We start from the raw sequence: 15,934 nt of genomic DNA, 5'->3' as shown, positions 1-15,934 counted from the left end.
CTGGACCTGCTGCGCCCGATCTACGCCCCGACCGCCGCGTACGGCCACTTCGGCCGCACCGACGTCGAACTGCCCTGGGAGAACACGGACCGCGCGGAAGCCCTGCGCTCCGCCGCCGGTGCGTGACGGCCTGTCCCGACGCCTGCTCCACGGCGAGTCCGTCGACTTCGACGGCGCTGAACTACCCGCGTCGCTGATCCGGGACCTGCTGACCGACGAACTCGATCAGCGCGGTCTCCGGATCAGCGGCGCGCGCGTCTCCGGCCGGCTGGACCTCTCCGACGTCGTGGTCTCGCGGCCGGTGGTGCTGCGGGACTGCCGGGTCGACGAGCCCGTGCTGCTGGACCGGGCGAGGCTGACGTCGCTCGACCTGAGCGGCCTGGTCGCGCCCGCCGTGTCCGCGCCGTGGCTGAAGCTCGACCACTACCTGTTGCTGCGGAACGCCCGGCTGGACGGCGGGGCCGACGACTGGGCGCTCGACCTGGGCGAAGCGTCGATCGGCAGCCACGTCAGCCTGTCCGGGTCGCACTTCCGGTCCGAGCGCTCGTACGCCGTGCACGCGGTGCAGTTGCGCACCGGCAGCCACGTGTACCTCACCGACGTCCGTTCCGCGGGCACGGTCCGGTTCGACGGCGCGCGGCTGGACGGGAACCTCGACTGCCGCGGCGCGCGGCTGCACTCCGAGCGTGATTCGGCGTTGCTCGGCGTGGACGTGCAGGTGGACTACAACGTGTTCCTCAGCCAGGGCTTCCGCGCCACCACCGGGTCCGACTCGTCCGCCGCGGTGCGCATCCGCGGCTCGCGGATCGGGGGCCAGCTGGTGCTGCGCGGCGGCGAGTTCTCGGGCGCCGTGGCGCTCGACGTGAAGCACGTCCGGGCGGGCATGGAGGTGCTGTTCCCGCCGGACTGCCTCGACGGCCGGGTCGAGCTGGACGGTCTGACCTACGCGGGCGTGCCGCGCGACACGACGGTCGACGAGTGGATCGACATGCTGGCCCGGTGTACGCCGGTGTACGCCAGCCAGCCCTACGTGCACCTCGCCGCCGCGTGCCAGGCGGCCGGGAACGAGCGCGACGTGCGGCGCATCCGGGTCGCGCAGCAGCGGGACCTGCTCCGGCGCGGCCGGCTGACCAGGTGGGGGCGGGTGTGGCACCGGATCACCGGTGCCACCGTCGGCTACGGCTACCGGCCCGCCGTCGCGCTGCTGTGGCTGCTCGGCACGCTGGCCGCGGCGGTCGCGCTGGTCGCCGGGGTGGCCGGGCCGGCGGGCCTGGTGCGGTCCTGTTCCACGGTCGACCAGATCGGGCACGCGCTGAACGCCGTGACGCCGTTGGCGAAACCGGAGGGCGTGCGCTGCCAGATCGTCACGTCCGGCGGTCTCGGCCAGGCCGTGGTGGTCTCGACGTGGTTGCTGCAGATGTTGGCCTGGGCTTTCGCGACGTTGTTCGTCGCCGGCTTCACCGGCTTGGTCCGCAAGACCTCCTGAGTTCACCCGCGGGCGTTAGACACCACGTCATGTCGGTTTCGCGTCGCACGCTGCTCACCGCCGCCGTGGCGGGTTCCCTGCTGCCGCCGTCGGTGCACGAGGCGTTGGCTCGCGAGCCGCGTCCCGGCGGCCTGTCCGCCATCAAGCACGTCGTCCTCCTGATGCAGGAGAACCGGTCGTTCGACCACTACTACGGCACCCTGCGGGGCGTTCGGGGCTTCTCCGACCGCAACGCGCTCGACGGCGTGTTCTCCCAGAACGGCGTGCTGCCGTTCCCGGTGCGCGGCGCGGCGGGCGGGGACGTGCAGTACATCGGCGACCTCGACCACAGCTGGGACGGCGGGCACCGGGCCCTGCGCGGCGGCTGGCACGACGGCTGGGTGCCCGCCAAGACCCCCGCCACCATGGCGTTCTACGACCGGCAGGACCTGCCGTTCCACTACGAGCTGGCGGACACCTTCACCGTCTGCGACGCCTACCACTGCTCGGTGCCCACCTCCACCAGCCCGAACCGCAACTACTGGGTCAGCGGCTACACGGGGTTCGAGCCGTCCGGCGCCCGTGCCGTCACCAACGCCGCCTACGCCGAGTCCACCCACGCCGGCTACTCGTGGACGACCTACGCCGAGCGCCTCCAGGACGCCGGCAAGTCGTGGCGCGTCTACCAGGAGTGGGACAACTACCAGGACAACAACCTGGAGTTCTTCGTCCGGTTCAAGCAGATCGCGCGCAAAGCACTGCGCGGGACGTTCCCCAGCCTCGACTCGTTCTACGCGGCGCTGTCGCAGTCGTCGTCCCCGGCCGAGATGCTCGCGCACCTGGAGGAGGGTGTCGCACTCCTCGCGCCGGACGAGCGCGCGCTGTACGACCGGGCGTTGCGACGGGTGCGGCCCGGTGAGCTGACGGCGTCGTTCCGGGCCGACGTCGAGGCCGGCCGACTGCCGCAGGTGTCGTACCTGGTGCCGTCCTCGATCGACTCCGAGCACCCCGGCGCGTCCTCGCCCGCCGCCAGCGCCTCGCTCACGTACCAGGTGCTGGACGCCCTGGCGTCGGTGCCGGAGGTGTGGGACTCGACCGCGTTGTTCATCACCTACGACGAGAACGACGGGTACTTCGACCACGTGCCGCCGCCGCTCCCGCCGCGGGAGGTGTCCGACGAGTACGTGGGCGACCGGCCGTTGGGCCTGGGTCCGCGCGTGCCGATGACCGTCGTGTCGCCGTGGACGGTCGGCGGGTACGTGAACTCGCAGGTGTTCGACCACTCGTCCACGACCCGGTTCCTGGAGCGGTGGCTCGGGGTGTCGGCGCCGGAGATCAGCGCCTGGCGGCGGACCGTGTGCGGCGATCTGACCTCGGCGTTCGACTTCAGCCGACGGGCTCGTCGGCCGCTGGTCACCGAGCCCGGCCCGGTGCCGCCCGCCTCGCCCCGGTGGCGGCCCGCGCCACCCGCGGACCAGCGGATGCCGGAGCAGGAACCGGGCGTGCGGCCCGCCCGTCCGCTGCCCTACCAGCCGGACGCGTCCGGTTCGGTGGTCGGCGGGGAGGTGCGGTTGGCGCTGCGGAACTCGGGGGACGAGAGCGTGCACCTGGCGCTGTACCCGTACGCGGGGGAGTTCGAGTTCCCGGTGCACTTCGACGTGCGGTCCTCGGTCGACTTCGCGGTGCCGTTCGCCGAGCGGTACCGGTTCACGGTGGTGGGGCCGAACGGGTTCCGGCGGGAGTTCGGCGGGGTCCGGGGTGAGTCGGTGGCGGTGGAGTCGTCGGTGCACGGGCACAGCGGGGTGTTGTCGGTGACGTTGGCGAACTCCGGGACGTCGGACGTGACGTTCTCCGTGGTGGGGGACGGTCGGGACTTCAAGGTGACCGTGCGGCCGGGGAAGCGGCGGCTGGTGCCGTGGCTGACCGCGTTCCGACACGGCTGGTACGACCTGACGGTGTCCTCCGAGGGGTTCCACCGCAGGTTGGCCGGGCACGTGGAGAACGGCCGGGCGAGCATCTCCGGGTGATCACCCGTTCGTGATCTTGCGCGCATCGAACACGTGTTCGATAATGGTTCCGTGACATGTCGAGTTCAGCCCGCCACCCGGGTCGCGAGTGGCCGCACCGGTCTCTGGTAGACCTCCACTCGTGGCGGGCAAGGCGACTACCAGGCGCGGGGAGCAGGTTCCCGCCGCCTCGCTGCCGGTTGCCCGCGTGTGCGTGGACGTGCCGCTGGCGCACCTCGACCGGCCGTTCGACTACCAGGTGTCCACCGACCAGGACGCGGACGCGGTGCCCGGCTGCCGGGTCCGGGTGCGGTTCGCCGGCCAGTTGGTGGACGGCTACCTGCTGGAGCGGGTCGAGTCGTCGGAGTACGGCCGCAAGCTGACCTTCCTGGACCGGGTCATCTCGCCCGAGCCGGTGCTGTCGCCGGAGGTGGCGGAGCTGGCGCGGGTGGTGGCCGACCGGTACGCGGGGTCGTTGATCGACGTGCTGCGGATGGCGATCCCGCCCCGGCACGCGCGGGTCGAGGCCAAGCCGTCCGGCGATCCCGCACCGGTGCCCGACGCGCCGTCGGACGAGGGGTGGTCGCGCTACCCGTTCGGCCCGAACCTGCTGGACGCGCTGCGCTCCGGCCGTGCCGCGCGGGCGGTGTGGCAGGCGTTGCCCGCCGAGGACTGGCCCGCCCGCATGGCCGAGGCGGCGGCGTCGGTGGCCAGCACCGGCAAGGGCGCGCTGGTGGTCGTGCCGGACCACCGCGACCTGGCCCGGCTGCACCAGGCGTGCGCGGCGCTCGTGGGCGAGGCGGGCGTGGTGACGCTGTCGGCGGACCTCGGGCCGTCCGAGCGGTACAAGCGGTGGCTGGCCGTGCGGCGCGGTGCGGTGCGGGTGGTGCTCGGCACGCGCGGGGCGTCCTTCGCGCCGGTGCACGACCTGGGCCTGGTGGCCGTCTGGGACGACGGCGACGACCTGCACGCCGAGCCGAGGATGCCGTACCCGAACGTCCGTGACGTCCTGGTGCAGCGCTCGCACCTCACCGGCGCGTCACTGCTGATCGGCGGGTTCGCCCGGACCGCCGAAGCGCAGCTGCTGGTCGACAGCGGCTGGGCGCACGAGGTGGTGGCGGCCCGCGACACGCTGCGCGCGGTGGCGCCGCGGGTGGCCGCCGTGGGCGACAACGAGTGGCAGGACGTGAAGGACCCGGCGGCGAGGTCGGCCAGGCTCCCGTCGATCGCCTTCGACGCGGCCCGTGCCGCCCTGGCGGCCGACACCCCGGTCCTCATCCAGGTGCCGAGGCGCGGCTACGTGCCCGCCCTCGCCTGCGGCCAGTGCCGATCCCCGGCCCGGTGCCGCCGGTGCGCGGGTCCTCTGGCCCTGCCGGGCGGCACCCAGGACGGTGTGCCGAGGCCCGCGTACTGCCGGTGGTGCGGTGCGACGGAAGCGGCGTACCGCTGCCCGAACTGCGGTTCCCGCAGGCTGCGCGGCCAGGTCATCGGCGCCCGTCGCACGGCGGAGGAGCTGGGGCGCGCGTTCAGCGGAGTCCCGGTCCGCACGTCGGGCGGCGACGAGGTCCTGTCCGCGGTCCCGGGCGGCCAATCACTGGTGGTGGCCACACCGGGCGCGGAACCGGTGGCCGAAGGGGGCTACGGGGCGGCACTGCTCCTGGACGGCTGGGCGCTGCTGGGCCGGGCCGACCTGCGGGCCGCGGAAGAAACCCTCCGCCGCTGGATGACGGCCGCCGCGCTGGTCCACGCGGCGGGCCGGGTGGTCGTGGTGGCCGATTCCTCGCTGGCCCCGGTCCAGGCCCTGGTCCGCTGGGACCCGGTGTGGCACGCCAGGCAGGAGCTGGCGGCCCGCGCGGAACTGGGCTTCCCGCCGGCGGTGCGGATGGCGACGGTCGACGGTTCCCCGGACGCCCTGGCCGGCGTCCTGGAGGAATTGAACCTGCCGGGCACAGGGGAAATCCTCGGCCCGGTCCCGCTTTCGGAGGACAAAGAACGCGCCCTGGTGCGGGTGTCCAGAACGGAAGGCCGGGCGCTGGCCACGATCCTGGCCGAAGTCCTGGCCGTGCGGAGCGCCAGAAAAGAACCGGACGTGGTCCGGGTGAAATTGGACCCGCTCGAAGTCATCTGACCGCGAGGTGGTTCAGGTTTTCGGCCGGGTGGAGTAGAAGAGAACGATGCTCCGGTCGACTGTCGTCAGCGTCCTCGCATCCCTCCTCCTCGTCGCGCCAGTCCTGCCCGCGACCGCCCAACCGACCACCACCGCCGCACCCCGCGTGCCCGTGGCGGTGGGCATCGGCGGGGCGGTGTCCAGCGTCGACCCCGACGCCTCGCAGATCGGGGTCGACGTGCTCCGCCGCGGCGGCAACGCCGTGGACGCCGCGGTCGCGGTGGCGGCGGCGCTGGGCGTCACCGACCCGTTCTCGGCGGGTATGGGCGGCGGCGGGTTCCTCGTCCACTACGACGCCCGGACCAAACAGGTGTCCACTCTGGACGGACGGGAGACCGCGCCCGCCTCGGCCGACGAGAACCTGTTCGTGGAGAACGGCGCCGCGATCCCGTTCCCCGAGGCCGTGACCAGCGGCTTGTCGGTCGGCGTGCCCGGCACGCCCAAGACGTGGCAGCGGGCGCTGCAGCGGTGGGGGACGTGGTCGCTCGACCAGGCCGTCCGTCCCGCCGAGGACCTGGCCCGGCGCGGTTTCACCGTCGACGCCACGTTCAACCGCCAGGTCACCGACAACGCCGCCCGGTTCGCCGACTTCACCTCGACCCGCGCGCTGTACCTCCCCGGCGGCGCCCCGCCGGCGGTCGGCAGCACGTTCCGCAACCCGGACCTCGCCGACACCTACCGCGAGCTGCGCGAGGACGGCGTGTCCGCCCTCTACGGCGGCGACATCGGCCGCGACCTGGTCGACACCGTCCGGACGCCGCCGGTCGCACCCGGCGTGACCCGCAACGTCCGGCCCGGCGACCTGACCATGTCCGACCTCGCCTCGTACAACGCCCCGCTGCGCGAACCCACCCGCACCCGCTACCGCGACGTCGACGTGTTCAGCATGGCCCCGCCCTCGTCCGGCGGCACGACCGTCGGCGAGGCGTTGAACATCCTGGAGACCACCGACCTCGCCGAGGAGACACCGGACCAGTACCTGCACCGGTACCTGGAGGCCAGCCGGCTGGCCTTCGCCGACCGCAACCGCTGGGTGGGCGACCCGTCGTTCAGCGACGTGCCGACCCGGGAGCTGCTGTCGCAGCGCTTCGCCGACAGCCGGGCCTGCCTCATCTCCCCGACCCAGGCCATGACCGGCCCCGTCGCCCCCGGTGACCCGCGCAACCCGATCCCGTGCGCGGTGATGGCCGAGCCCGCCGTCACCCCGTACGAGGGCACGGACACCACGCACCTCACCGTCTCCGACCGCTGGGGCAACGTGGTCGCCTACACCCTCACCATCGAGCAGGAGGGCGGCAGCGGCATCGTGGTGCCCGGCCGCGGGTTCCTGCTCAACAACGAGCTGACCGACTTCTCCTTCACCCCGGTCACGCCGGGCGTGCCGGACCCGAACCTGCCCGGCTCCGGCAAGCGCCCGCGCTCGTCCATGTCGCCGACCATCGTGCTGCACCACGGCAAGCCGGTGCTGGCCCTCGGCTCACCCGGCGGCGCGAGCATCATCACCACCGTCCTGCAGGTCCTGACCCAGCGGCTCGACCGCGGCCTACCCCTCGTCCAGGCCATCGCCGCACCGCGGGCGTCCCAGCGCAACGCCACCAACACCCAGGCCGAGGCCGCGTTCCTGGCCACCGGGGAAGCCGCGCAGTTGCGCGCCCTGGGCCACACCTTCACCTCGACCAGCGAGATCGGCGCCGTCACGGCGGTCGAACGCCTCCCCGACGGCCGCTGGCGCGCGGCGGCCGAGACGACGAGGCGCGGCGGTGGCGCCGCCCGGGTCGTCCGGCCCACCCCGTGACGTCCTGAAGCGCGGTCCCACCCGTCCCTCCCCGGCCGGGTGGGACCACACGTCTCACTTGTCGAGGGTGAGCGTCTCGATCACGCGGTTCTCGTGGTCGAACACGCGGACCTGGAAGCCCTTCGTGAGATCACGCGCGTCCAGTGGCGGCTGGTTGTCCAGGCGGGCGACGAAGGTGCCCGCCGCCAGGACGGCCGGCACGGTCTGACCCCGCAAGTCGGTGATCTCGACGGCGCCCACCTTCGCGGCGTCCACCGTGCCGCCCAGGAACACCTGTGCGCTGGTGGGACCGTCGCCGCGCCCGGTCGAATGGCGGACCTTCACCAGCGCGCCGTCCTGGGGCGACGTGTCACCGATCGTCGCGGTGCTCGCCTCACCGTGGTAGACGTGGCAGAACGCGACGCGCCCGGCCTGGTCGTGGATCGCCAGCCACGCGCTGACCGCCGGACCCGTGAACGCGCCGGGACGCCACGTCAGCGGGTCGCCCACCCAGTCCACGCCGTCCCGCATCGTCAGGTCCAGGCACCTCGCCACGACCGGGTCACCCGGCGGCAGGTCCTCGCGCGTCCGCGACCACACGTCCGGGCGGGGCAGCGCCGGTATGTCGATCTCACCACCGGTGACCTGCCCGGACGGCGTGCCGAACGCCACCGACATCCGCTCGGCCGAGTGCGGGATCACGAACAGGTCCTGCACCTGCGAGACGCGCATGGGCATCACCCCGCCGCCGTTCGGCAGGGTTATGGACACCCTCACGGTGCTGGTCCCGGCCGGTACGCGGCCGACGAGCACACCGCTGCCGGTGCGCCACAGCAGTGATGCCGCACCACCGGCCAGCGGGACCGTGCCCGCCTCGGGCCTGTTGTGCGAGGTCGTCGTGTGCGTGAGTTCGCAGAGCCGGTCATCGCCGGTCACGAGGATCCGGCGGCCGGCCAGGCCCATGGTGAACCGCACGCCCGGTGGTGGGAACCCGCACCGCGCCGCGTCCTCCTCGCTCGCCCCCGAGGAGACCGCGATGATCGACACGTCGTTCGGGGAAGAACCGGGCCGCGGGGACGTGGTGCTGCTCGGTGGCGCGACGGCGATCGTGTCGTCGCCCTGGGTGGACTGGGCCACGATCGCCCCGCCCGCCGCCAGCACGGCAACGGCAGCCGCAGCGGCCAGCGGCGCGCGCACCGCCCCGGCGCCCACGACCCGGCGGCGCATCCGTTCCCGAACGTCAGGCGGCAGGGGACGGCGCGGCGGCAGGTTCGGCACGGTCATCTCGGGCTGGCTCATCGCTCCTCCACAGCACGCAGTCGGGCACGGGCCCGCGAGATCCGCGAGCGCACGCTCACCTCGGCGACCCCGAGCACCTCGGCGGCCTCGGCCGTGGACAGCTCGCCCAGCAGGCACAGCTCCACGGCCTCCCGTTCGGCCTTGGGCAGGGAACCCACCACGTCCAGGACCCGCCGCAACGCGCGGTCGTCGTCCACCGACGCGATGACGCGTTCGGCGTGGTCGGGCACCACCTCCTGGTCGGGCACCCGGCGCAGCGCCCGTCTGAACCGGCCGAGGCGGCGGAACTCGGTGCGCGCCAGGTTGCCCGCCACCGTGTAGAGCCACGGCAGGGCGCTGTCCCGGACCAGGGTGACGTCGGACCGGCGCCGCCACGCGGCCAGGAACGTGGCGGAGGTCAGGTCCTCGGCGAGCGACCACGACGCCGTCAACCGGTAGGCGTGGTTCCACACCGCCTCGGCGTGCCGGTCGAAGAGCGCGCCGAACGCGGCCTTGTCCCCGCGCGCCCACAGCTCCGCGTCGGTGTCCGGCACCCGCCCCGCCCCCTGCCGGCTCGATGTCGCAGCAGTCATGCCAGTAGGTAGCCGCACGTACCCCCGGCGTTGCAGCCGATCTCATTCCCGGGGATGAGATCGGCCCGCTACTCCGAGCGGACGCCCGCCGACGCCCGCGAGAGACACCCTGGAGGCACGACGAGGACTTGAGGAGCACGACATGACCACGATCACCATGACGACGACCGCCGCCACGACCAGGGTGCCGGCGGCCGTCACCACCACCGCCCGTTTCCTGGGGCATTTCCTGGCCGCGCTGGTCGGCGTCACGTTCCTCGGCCGTGACCTGGGACACTGAGGCCGCTTTCGTAGACTGGAACCCCCAGGCTGCGAGGAGTGCGCGTGACCGTCCAACCGATCCGGCTGTTCGGCGACCCGGTGCTGCGGACGCCCGCCGCCGAGGTGACCGACTTCGACGCGGAGCTGCGCAAGCTGGTCAAGGACCTGTGGGACACCATGAGCGACGCCGGCGGCGCGGGCCTCGCGGCACCCCAGTTGGGCATCGGCCTGCGCGTGTTCACCTACCACTGCGACGGTTTCGCCGGGCACCTGGTCAACCCGACGTTCGACGTCGTCGGTGACGAGGAGCAGGAAGGCCCGGAGGGCTGCCTGTCGATCCCCGGCATGTCGTGGGACTGCCGCCGCCACCTCCACGTCGTGGCCAAGGGCTGGAACATGCACGGCGAGCCGATCGAGGTCGAGGGCAGCGACCTGCTGGCGCGCTGCATCCAGCACGAGACCGACCACCTGGACGGCGTGCTGTTCCTGGACCGGCTGGACGACCAGACCCGCAAGGAGGCCATGAAGGCCATCCGGCAGCAGTCGTGGTTCGACGGCGGCGTGCCGACGATCAAGCAGTCCCCGCACCCCTTGTTCGGTGCTTAATGGCCGCTGCTCCGCAGACGGCGGCTCGGTCGCCCGGGAGGTCGGCCGCTCGCGCCTGATTTCCCGGCGATCGAAGAGCGTGATCGCCGGGAAATGAGTCGCGAACGATCGACGGCGACCTCGCGGGCGAGCTAGGCCGGCGGCACTCTCCTAGACTTGCTGTCTGCGGTGTGATCGTCGGCTCCGCCCGGGAGTCCGATCATCAGACGGCTCCGAAGCGAGGAGAGTGCGTGTTCGTCCAGAAAACCCGGCCGTCTCGACCGAGTCCCCACGTCCCGTACGGAGGGGTCTGACATGCGCCTGGTCTTCGCGGGCACGCCCGAGGTCGCCCTGCCGTCGCTGCGGGCGCTGTTGGACTCCGACCGGCACGAGGTGGTGGCCGTCGTCACCAGGCCCGACGCGCCGGCCGGACGCGGGCGGCGGGTGGAGCGGTCCCCGGTCGCGGCGCTGGCCGACGAGCACGGCATCGAGGTGCTGACCCCGGCCAAGGCGAGCGACCCGGCGTTCCAGGCGCGGTTGAAGGAACTGAAGCCCGACCTGTGCCCGGTGGTGGCCTACGGCGCGCTGCTGCCCGAGTCCGCCCTGGCCATCCCGACCCACGGTTGGGTGAACCTGCACTTCTCGGTGCTGCCCGCCTGGCGTGGCGCGGCGCCCGTGCAGGCGTCCGTGCGGCACGGCGACGACATCACCGGCGCGACCACGTTCCGCATCGTCAAGGCGCTGGACGCGGGCCCGGTGTTCGGCGTGGTGACCGAGCAGGTGCGCGAGCGCGACACGGCCGGTGACCTGCTCGGCAGGCTCGCCGAGTCGGGCGCGAAGCTGCTGCTGTCCACTGTGGACGGTATCGCGGACGGCACGCTGCGGGCGGTGGAGCAGCCGGAACAGGGTGTCAGCTACGCGCCGAAGGTGACCGTGGACGACGCCCGGCTGGACTTCCGGATGCCCGCCGCCGCGATCGACCGGGTGGCCCGCGCGGTGACGCCGGACCCCGGCGCGTGGGCGGAGTTCCGCGGTGAACGGCTCAAACTCGGCCCGGTCCTCCCGACCGAGTCCGAGGAACCGCTCGCGCCCGGTGAGATCCGGGTGGAGCGCAAACGCGTGCTCGTCGGCACGGCCACCGACCCGGTGGTGCTGGGCGACGTGCAGGCACAGGGCAAGAAGCGGATGTCGGCGACCGACTGGGCGCGCGGCGTCCGGATCGAGGCGGGGGAGCGGATTTCATGACCCAGAGGTCTTCCCGTCCATCCCGGCCGCAGCGGGCGCACCCGCCGCGCGGGCGCACCGGCAGCCCGGCCCGGCCGCCGGTGGAGGACCCGGCGCGGCAGGCCGCGTTGGACACCCTGCGCGCGGTGCGCCAGCGTGACGCCTACGCCAACCTCGTGCTGCCCGGCATCCTGCGGGAACGCAAGATCACCGGCCGTGACGCGGCGCTGGCCACCGAGCTGACCTACGGCTCGCTGCGCGCGCAGGGCCTGCTGGACGCGGTGCTGGCCGCCTGCGCCGACCGCCCGCTGTCCGAAGTGGACGGTGCGGTGCTCGACGCGCTGCGGCTCGGCGCCTACCAGCTGCTGCGCACCCGCATCCCGGCGCACGCCGCGGTCGCCTCCACGGTGGACCTGGTGCGCGCCGACCGCGGCTCGGGCGCGGCCGGTTTCGCCAACGCGGTGCTGCGCCGGGTCACCGGGCAGGACGAGGCGAGCTGGGTCGAGGAGGTCGCGCCGGACGAGGACACCGACCCGATCGGCTACCTGGCCATGGCCAACGCCCACCCGAGGTGGATCGCGCAGGCGTTCGCCGAGGCCCTGGGCAGCCGGGGTGAGCCGTTGCGCGACGCGCTGGCCGCCGACGACATGCGCCCGGCCGTGCACCTGGCCGCCCGGCCCGGCGAGTGCAGCGCGGAGGAGTTGGCCGCGATGACCGGCGGCGAGGTGGCGCCGTACTCGCCGTACGGGGTGCACCTGGACGCGGGCGCGGGCGACCCGGGCGACCTCGACGCGGTGCGCGAGCGGCTGGCGACGGTGCAGGACGAGGGCAGCCAGCTGTGCGCGGTGGCGTTGACGCGGGTGCCGCTCGACGGTCGCGACGAGCGGTGGCTCGACCTGTGCGCCGGCCCCGGCGGCAAGGCCGTGATGCTGGGCTCGCTCGCGTCGATGTCCGGCGCGACGTTGGACGCGGTGGAGAAGGCGCCGCACCGGGCGGAGCTGATCCGCAAGGCGGCGGGTGACGTGCCGATCACCGTGCACGTGGCCGACGGTCGTGAATCCGGCCTGGAGGAGGGCGGGTTCGACCGGGTGCTGGTGGACGCGCCGTGCACCGGGCTGGGCGCGTTGCGGCGCCGGCCGGAGGCGCGGTGGCGGCGGCAGCCGTCCGACGTCGCCCCGCTGGCCCGGTTGCAGCGCGAGCTGCTGACGGCGGCGTTGACCCTGGTCAGGCCCGGTGGCGTGGTGGCTTACGTAGTGTGCACGCCGCACCTGTCCGAGACGGTGGGCGTGGTCGCCGACGTGGCCCGCCGGACCGAGGCGGAGTGGCTGGACGCCCGCGAGTTCTTCCCCGGTGTGCCCGATCTGGGTGACGGGCCGCAGGTGCAGCTGTGGCCGCACAAGCACGGCACGGACGCGATGTTCTGCGCCCTGCTCCGGAGGCCCGTGTGACCGGAGCCCCGGTGGTGCGGACGTGACCGGTCCGGTGCTAGGGCTGGTCGCGTCCGGGGCGGGCGGGGTGGAGCGGTGGCTGGTCGACGGCCTCGCCCGGCCGTTGGCCGAACGGGGTTGGCGGCTGGCCGTCACGCTGACCCCGACCGTCGCCCGCTGGCTGGAGCCGCAGCTGGCGGCGCTCGCCGCGACGACGGACCTGCCGGTGCGCTGGACGTCGCGGCTGCCGACCGAGCCGAAACCGCACCCGGTGCCGGACGCGTTCGTGTTCGCGCCCGCGACGGCGAATTCGCTGGCCAAGCTCGCCCTCGGGATCGGCGACAACCAGGCGCTGACGGTGTTGTGCGAGGCGTTGGGCCGCCGCACGCCGATGGTGGTGCTGCCGCAGGTGTCCGACGACCAGGCGGGCCACCCCGCGTTCCAGGGCCACTTGGCGGTGTTGCGTTCCGCCGGGGTGGTGCTCGCGGACGACCCACGATCGGTGATAGATCTTCTCGATCGGGTTGCGCCATTCGTCGCATTCAGTGAAAACGGCGAGAACAGCGCGTACGGCTGAATTGACAGCCAGTCGAGACGCGTAGCAGTCTTGATTGTGTCGAAATTGTACGGCCGGGATCGTGAATGGGCTTCGGTTCTCCGCTTCCTGTCCGCGCCTGGTGGTTTGTTGGCCATCGACGGCCCGCCGTGCTCCGGCAAGACCCTCCTGCTGCACGAGGCGGTCGACGCCGCCCGCGACCGCGGTTACGCCGTCGTCCTGGTCTCCGGCGCGCACCTGACGGCGTCCGCCGACGTGACGGGGGCACTCGAACGGGTGGAAGCCGATCGTGGCGCACGCGTGCTGATCGCGGTCGACCAGGCGCACACCGACCCGGCCGCCCTGCTCGCGGTGCTGCCCCGCCTGCGGGAACGGCGGGTGAGCGCATTGCTCGCGTTGTCCGGCGCGCTGGCCGGCGCCGAAGTGCGGCAGGCGTTGTCCGCGCACGGCGACGTGCTGGCGCTCGGCCCCGTGGACGACGACGTGATCGAGCGGATGGCCGCGGACCTGCTCCACGCGACACCGCACCCCGACCTGGCCTCGTTCATCGGCACCGCCGGCGGCAACCCGCGGCTGGTCGCCGAACTCGTCGCCGGGCTGCGCGAGGAAGGGCAGCTGGAGGTGCGCGACGGTGTGGCCCGCCTGCGCGGCGGGTGGCTGCCGCGCCGGGTGGGCGCCCTGGTCCGCGGGCAGGTCGACGTGCTGTCCGCCAAGGCCACCCAGGTGCTGCGGGTCGCCGCCGTGATCGGCAGGTCGTTCCTGCTGCACGAGGTGGCCACGATGATGAGCGAGACCACGGCCGCGTTGCTGCTGGCCGTGGACGAGGTGCTGGCCTCCGGGCTGGTGGTGGGCGTCGACGAACGGCTGGAGTTCGCCTCCGACCTGGTGTGGCGGGCGGTGGTGGAGTCGATGCCCGAATCGGTGCTGCACGCCCTGCGGCACGACGTGGCGGTGTTGGGCACGGTGTTGGGCACTGGGCCGGGCACTGGGCCGGGTGGAGCGCCCGAGGAGTCCGACCACGTCGAGGACGAGCACGACGACCGGGGCGCGCTCGCCGTGCGCGGTGTCCGCACGTTGGCCGCCAACGGCAAGCTCGGCTCCGCCATCGCGCTGGCCCGCGACAGCCTGGCGCGGGGCGTGCGCGCCGGCGCCGCGGCCGAGCTGCACGTGGTGCTGGGCGGCATCCTGCTGGCCGACGGACGGCCCGCCGACGCGGCGTCCGAGATGGAGCACGTCATGGCGACGGCGGCCGTGCCCGAGCCGCTGCGCAGGCTGGCCGCGGCGGGACGGCTGCTGTCGCTGTACTTCGCCACCGGCAGCCGGGCGGGCGCGCACGCGCTGTCCGTGCTGACCGTGCGGAACCGGGAGCCCGGCGACGCGGACGTGGTGATGGCCGCGACCGTCCACTCGTGCCTGGAGTGGAACGCCGGGAACCTCGCCGAGGGCATGTACTGGGGCCGTGAGTCGACCCGCTGGGAACTCGACCGGCCCACCGCGTGGTGGCAGTCGCAGGCGGCGGTGTCGTTCGCGTTGAAGCTCTCGGCGCTGGGCGAGTTCGAGCACGCCGAGCGCCTGGTGTGCGACGACGTCCCCGGCGACGACGACGAGGCGGTGACGACCGGCGCGCCCACGGCCCGGACCATCGCGCGGGCCAGGGTGCTGACCCAGGCCGGGAAGCTGACCCAGGCGCTGGTCACGGCACGTCGCGGCCTGTCCGCCGCCCGCGACCGGGGCCTGCGCATCCTGGTGCCGCTCGCGTCGACCGTGCTGGCGACGGTGGCGTTGCACCGGGGCGAGGTGGCCGCGGCGGCCGAGCACGTGCGCCGGTACCGGGCCGACCTGGCGGCGGGCGAGGCGGTGCTGCACTCCGGGCAGTACGACTGGGTGGAGCTGCTGCTGGCACAGGCCCAGGGCGGGCCGGGGCCGGCCGTCGAGCTGGCCCGTGAGCGGATGGCCGACCTCGACGGCGCCCGCCGGATGCTCATCGAGGAGCCGGGCGCCGCGCCGTGGCTGGTGCGGGTGGCGTCGGCGGTGGGCGACAGCGGGCTGGCCGGCGAGGTGGTCGGCGCGGCCGAGCGACTGGCCGCCGACAACCCCGGTTTCGAGGCCGTGTCGGTGGCCGCCGTGCACGCGCGGGCGTTGCTGGACCGCGACGCCGAGGAGCTGCTGGCGGCGGCGGACCGGCACAGCCACCCGTGGGCCAAGGCGATCGCCAACGAGGACCTGGCCGTGCTGCTCGCCGAGACCGGGGACCCGAGCCGGGCGTCGGCGCACGTCACGGCGGCGTTGCGGATCTTCGACCGGATGGGCGCGGACGGCGAGGTGGCCCGGTTGCGCAGGAGCGCCGGGCGGGCCGACGCGGGCGGCGAGGACTGGGGGCGGCTGTCCGAGCCGGAACGGGACATCGCGCGGCTGGTCGGGGCCGGGATGACCAACCGGCAGGTGGCCAGGCAGCTGTACCTGTCCCCGCACACGGTGAACTACCACCTGCGGGGCATCTTCAAGAAGCTCGGGATCAGCTCGCGGGTGGAGCTGGCGCGGTTGGCGCACGAGCAGGAGACCGCCGAGACCTCGACGGTCTGATCCCGCTCCGGTTCA

12 protein-coding genes and 1 pseudogene are annotated in these 15,934 nt (G+C 73.6%); 11 read left to right on the top strand and 2 right to left on the bottom strand.

Annotation, left to right across the window (positions count from 1 at the left end):
• From FM051_RS39925 to ggt, 5 genes and pseudogenes are all read left to right on the top strand, one after another.
• Positions 1–126, top strand: a pseudogene (locus tag FM051_RS39925) (methionine adenosyltransferase); the annotation flags it as partial.
• Positions 119–1,486 carry a hypothetical protein gene (locus FM051_RS39920; RefSeq protein WP_158852320.1) on the top strand — a complete coding sequence of 456 codons (1,368 nt, stop codon included), beginning with the start codon at positions 119–121 and terminating at the stop codon, positions 1,484–1,486. The pseudogene FM051_RS39925 and the gene FM051_RS39920, both read left to right, overlap by 8 nt.
• 29 nt (positions 1,487–1,515) lie before the next feature.
• Complete coding sequence (locus FM051_RS39915) at positions 1,516–3,492, top strand: phosphocholine-specific phospholipase C (protein ID WP_158852319.1); 1,977 nt, start codon at positions 1,516–1,518, stop codon at positions 3,490–3,492.
• A gap of 121 nt (positions 3,493–3,613) precedes the next feature.
• Positions 3,614–5,599 (top strand): primosomal protein N', encoded by a 1,986-nt coding sequence (locus FM051_RS39910; RefSeq protein ID WP_158852318.1) that lies wholly within the window; start codon positions 3,614–3,616, stop codon positions 5,597–5,599.
• 46 nt (positions 5,600–5,645) lie between these two features.
• A complete protein-coding gene (gene ggt / locus FM051_RS39905; protein WP_158852317.1) occupies positions 5,646–7,433 on the top strand; it encodes a gamma-glutamyltransferase in 1,788 nt (595 codons plus the stop codon).
• A gap of 54 nt (positions 7,434–7,487) precedes the next feature.
• Here the strand turns inward: ggt and FM051_RS39900 are convergent, their stop codons facing one another.
• Positions 7,488–8,711 (bottom strand): hypothetical protein, encoded by a 1,224-nt coding sequence (locus FM051_RS39900; protein WP_158852316.1) that lies wholly within the window; start codon positions 8,709–8,711, stop codon positions 7,488–7,490.
• Positions 8,708–9,283 carry an RNA polymerase sigma factor gene (locus FM051_RS39895; RefSeq protein WP_158852315.1) on the bottom strand — a complete coding sequence of 192 codons (576 nt, stop codon included), beginning with the start codon at positions 9,281–9,283 and terminating at the stop codon, positions 8,708–8,710. Before FM051_RS39895 ends, FM051_RS39900 begins: the two co-directional genes overlap by 4 nt.
• A gap of 142 nt (positions 9,284–9,425) precedes the next feature.
• On the opposite strand from FM051_RS39895, the gene FM051_RS39890 reads away from it, so the two are divergent.
• The 6 genes from FM051_RS39890 to FM051_RS39865 all read left to right on the top strand — a co-directional run bounded on the left by FM051_RS39890 (position 9,426) and on the right by FM051_RS39865 (position 15,919).
• Complete coding sequence (locus tag FM051_RS39890; RefSeq protein ID WP_158852314.1) at positions 9,426–9,563, top strand: hypothetical protein; 138 nt, start codon at positions 9,426–9,428, stop codon at positions 9,561–9,563.
• A 44-nt stretch (positions 9,564–9,607) separates the two neighbouring features.
• A complete protein-coding gene (gene def, locus FM051_RS39885; RefSeq protein ID WP_158852313.1) occupies positions 9,608–10,150 on the top strand; it encodes a peptide deformylase in 543 nt (180 codons plus the stop codon).
• A 294-nt stretch (positions 10,151–10,444) separates the two neighbouring features.
• Complete coding sequence (gene fmt, locus FM051_RS39880; protein ID WP_158852312.1) at positions 10,445–11,374, top strand: methionyl-tRNA formyltransferase; 930 nt, start codon at positions 10,445–10,447, stop codon at positions 11,372–11,374.
• Positions 11,371–12,801 carry an RsmB/NOP family class I SAM-dependent RNA methyltransferase gene (locus FM051_RS39875; protein ID WP_158852311.1) on the top strand — a complete coding sequence of 477 codons (1,431 nt, stop codon included), beginning with the start codon at positions 11,371–11,373 and terminating at the stop codon, positions 12,799–12,801. The genes fmt and FM051_RS39875 overlap by 4 nt, the downstream gene beginning before the upstream one ends.
• Before the next feature lie 22 nt (positions 12,802–12,823).
• Complete coding sequence (locus tag FM051_RS39870; protein ID WP_158852310.1) at positions 12,824–13,357, top strand: flavoprotein; 534 nt, start codon at positions 12,824–12,826, stop codon at positions 13,355–13,357.
• Positions 13,358–13,465: 108 nt separating this feature from the next.
• Positions 13,466–15,919, top strand: coding sequence for a helix-turn-helix transcriptional regulator (locus FM051_RS39865; RefSeq protein WP_158852309.1), 2,454 nt, complete (start codon positions 13,466–13,468; stop codon positions 15,917–15,919).
• Positions 15,920–15,934 lie beyond the last annotated feature (15 nt).

Source organism: Saccharothrix deserti (assembly GCF_009769385.1).
Lineage (GTDB): Bacteria > Actinomycetota > Actinomycetes > Mycobacteriales > Pseudonocardiaceae > Actinosynnema > Actinosynnema deserti.
This window is presented reverse-complemented; position numbering and strand designations above follow the sequence as displayed.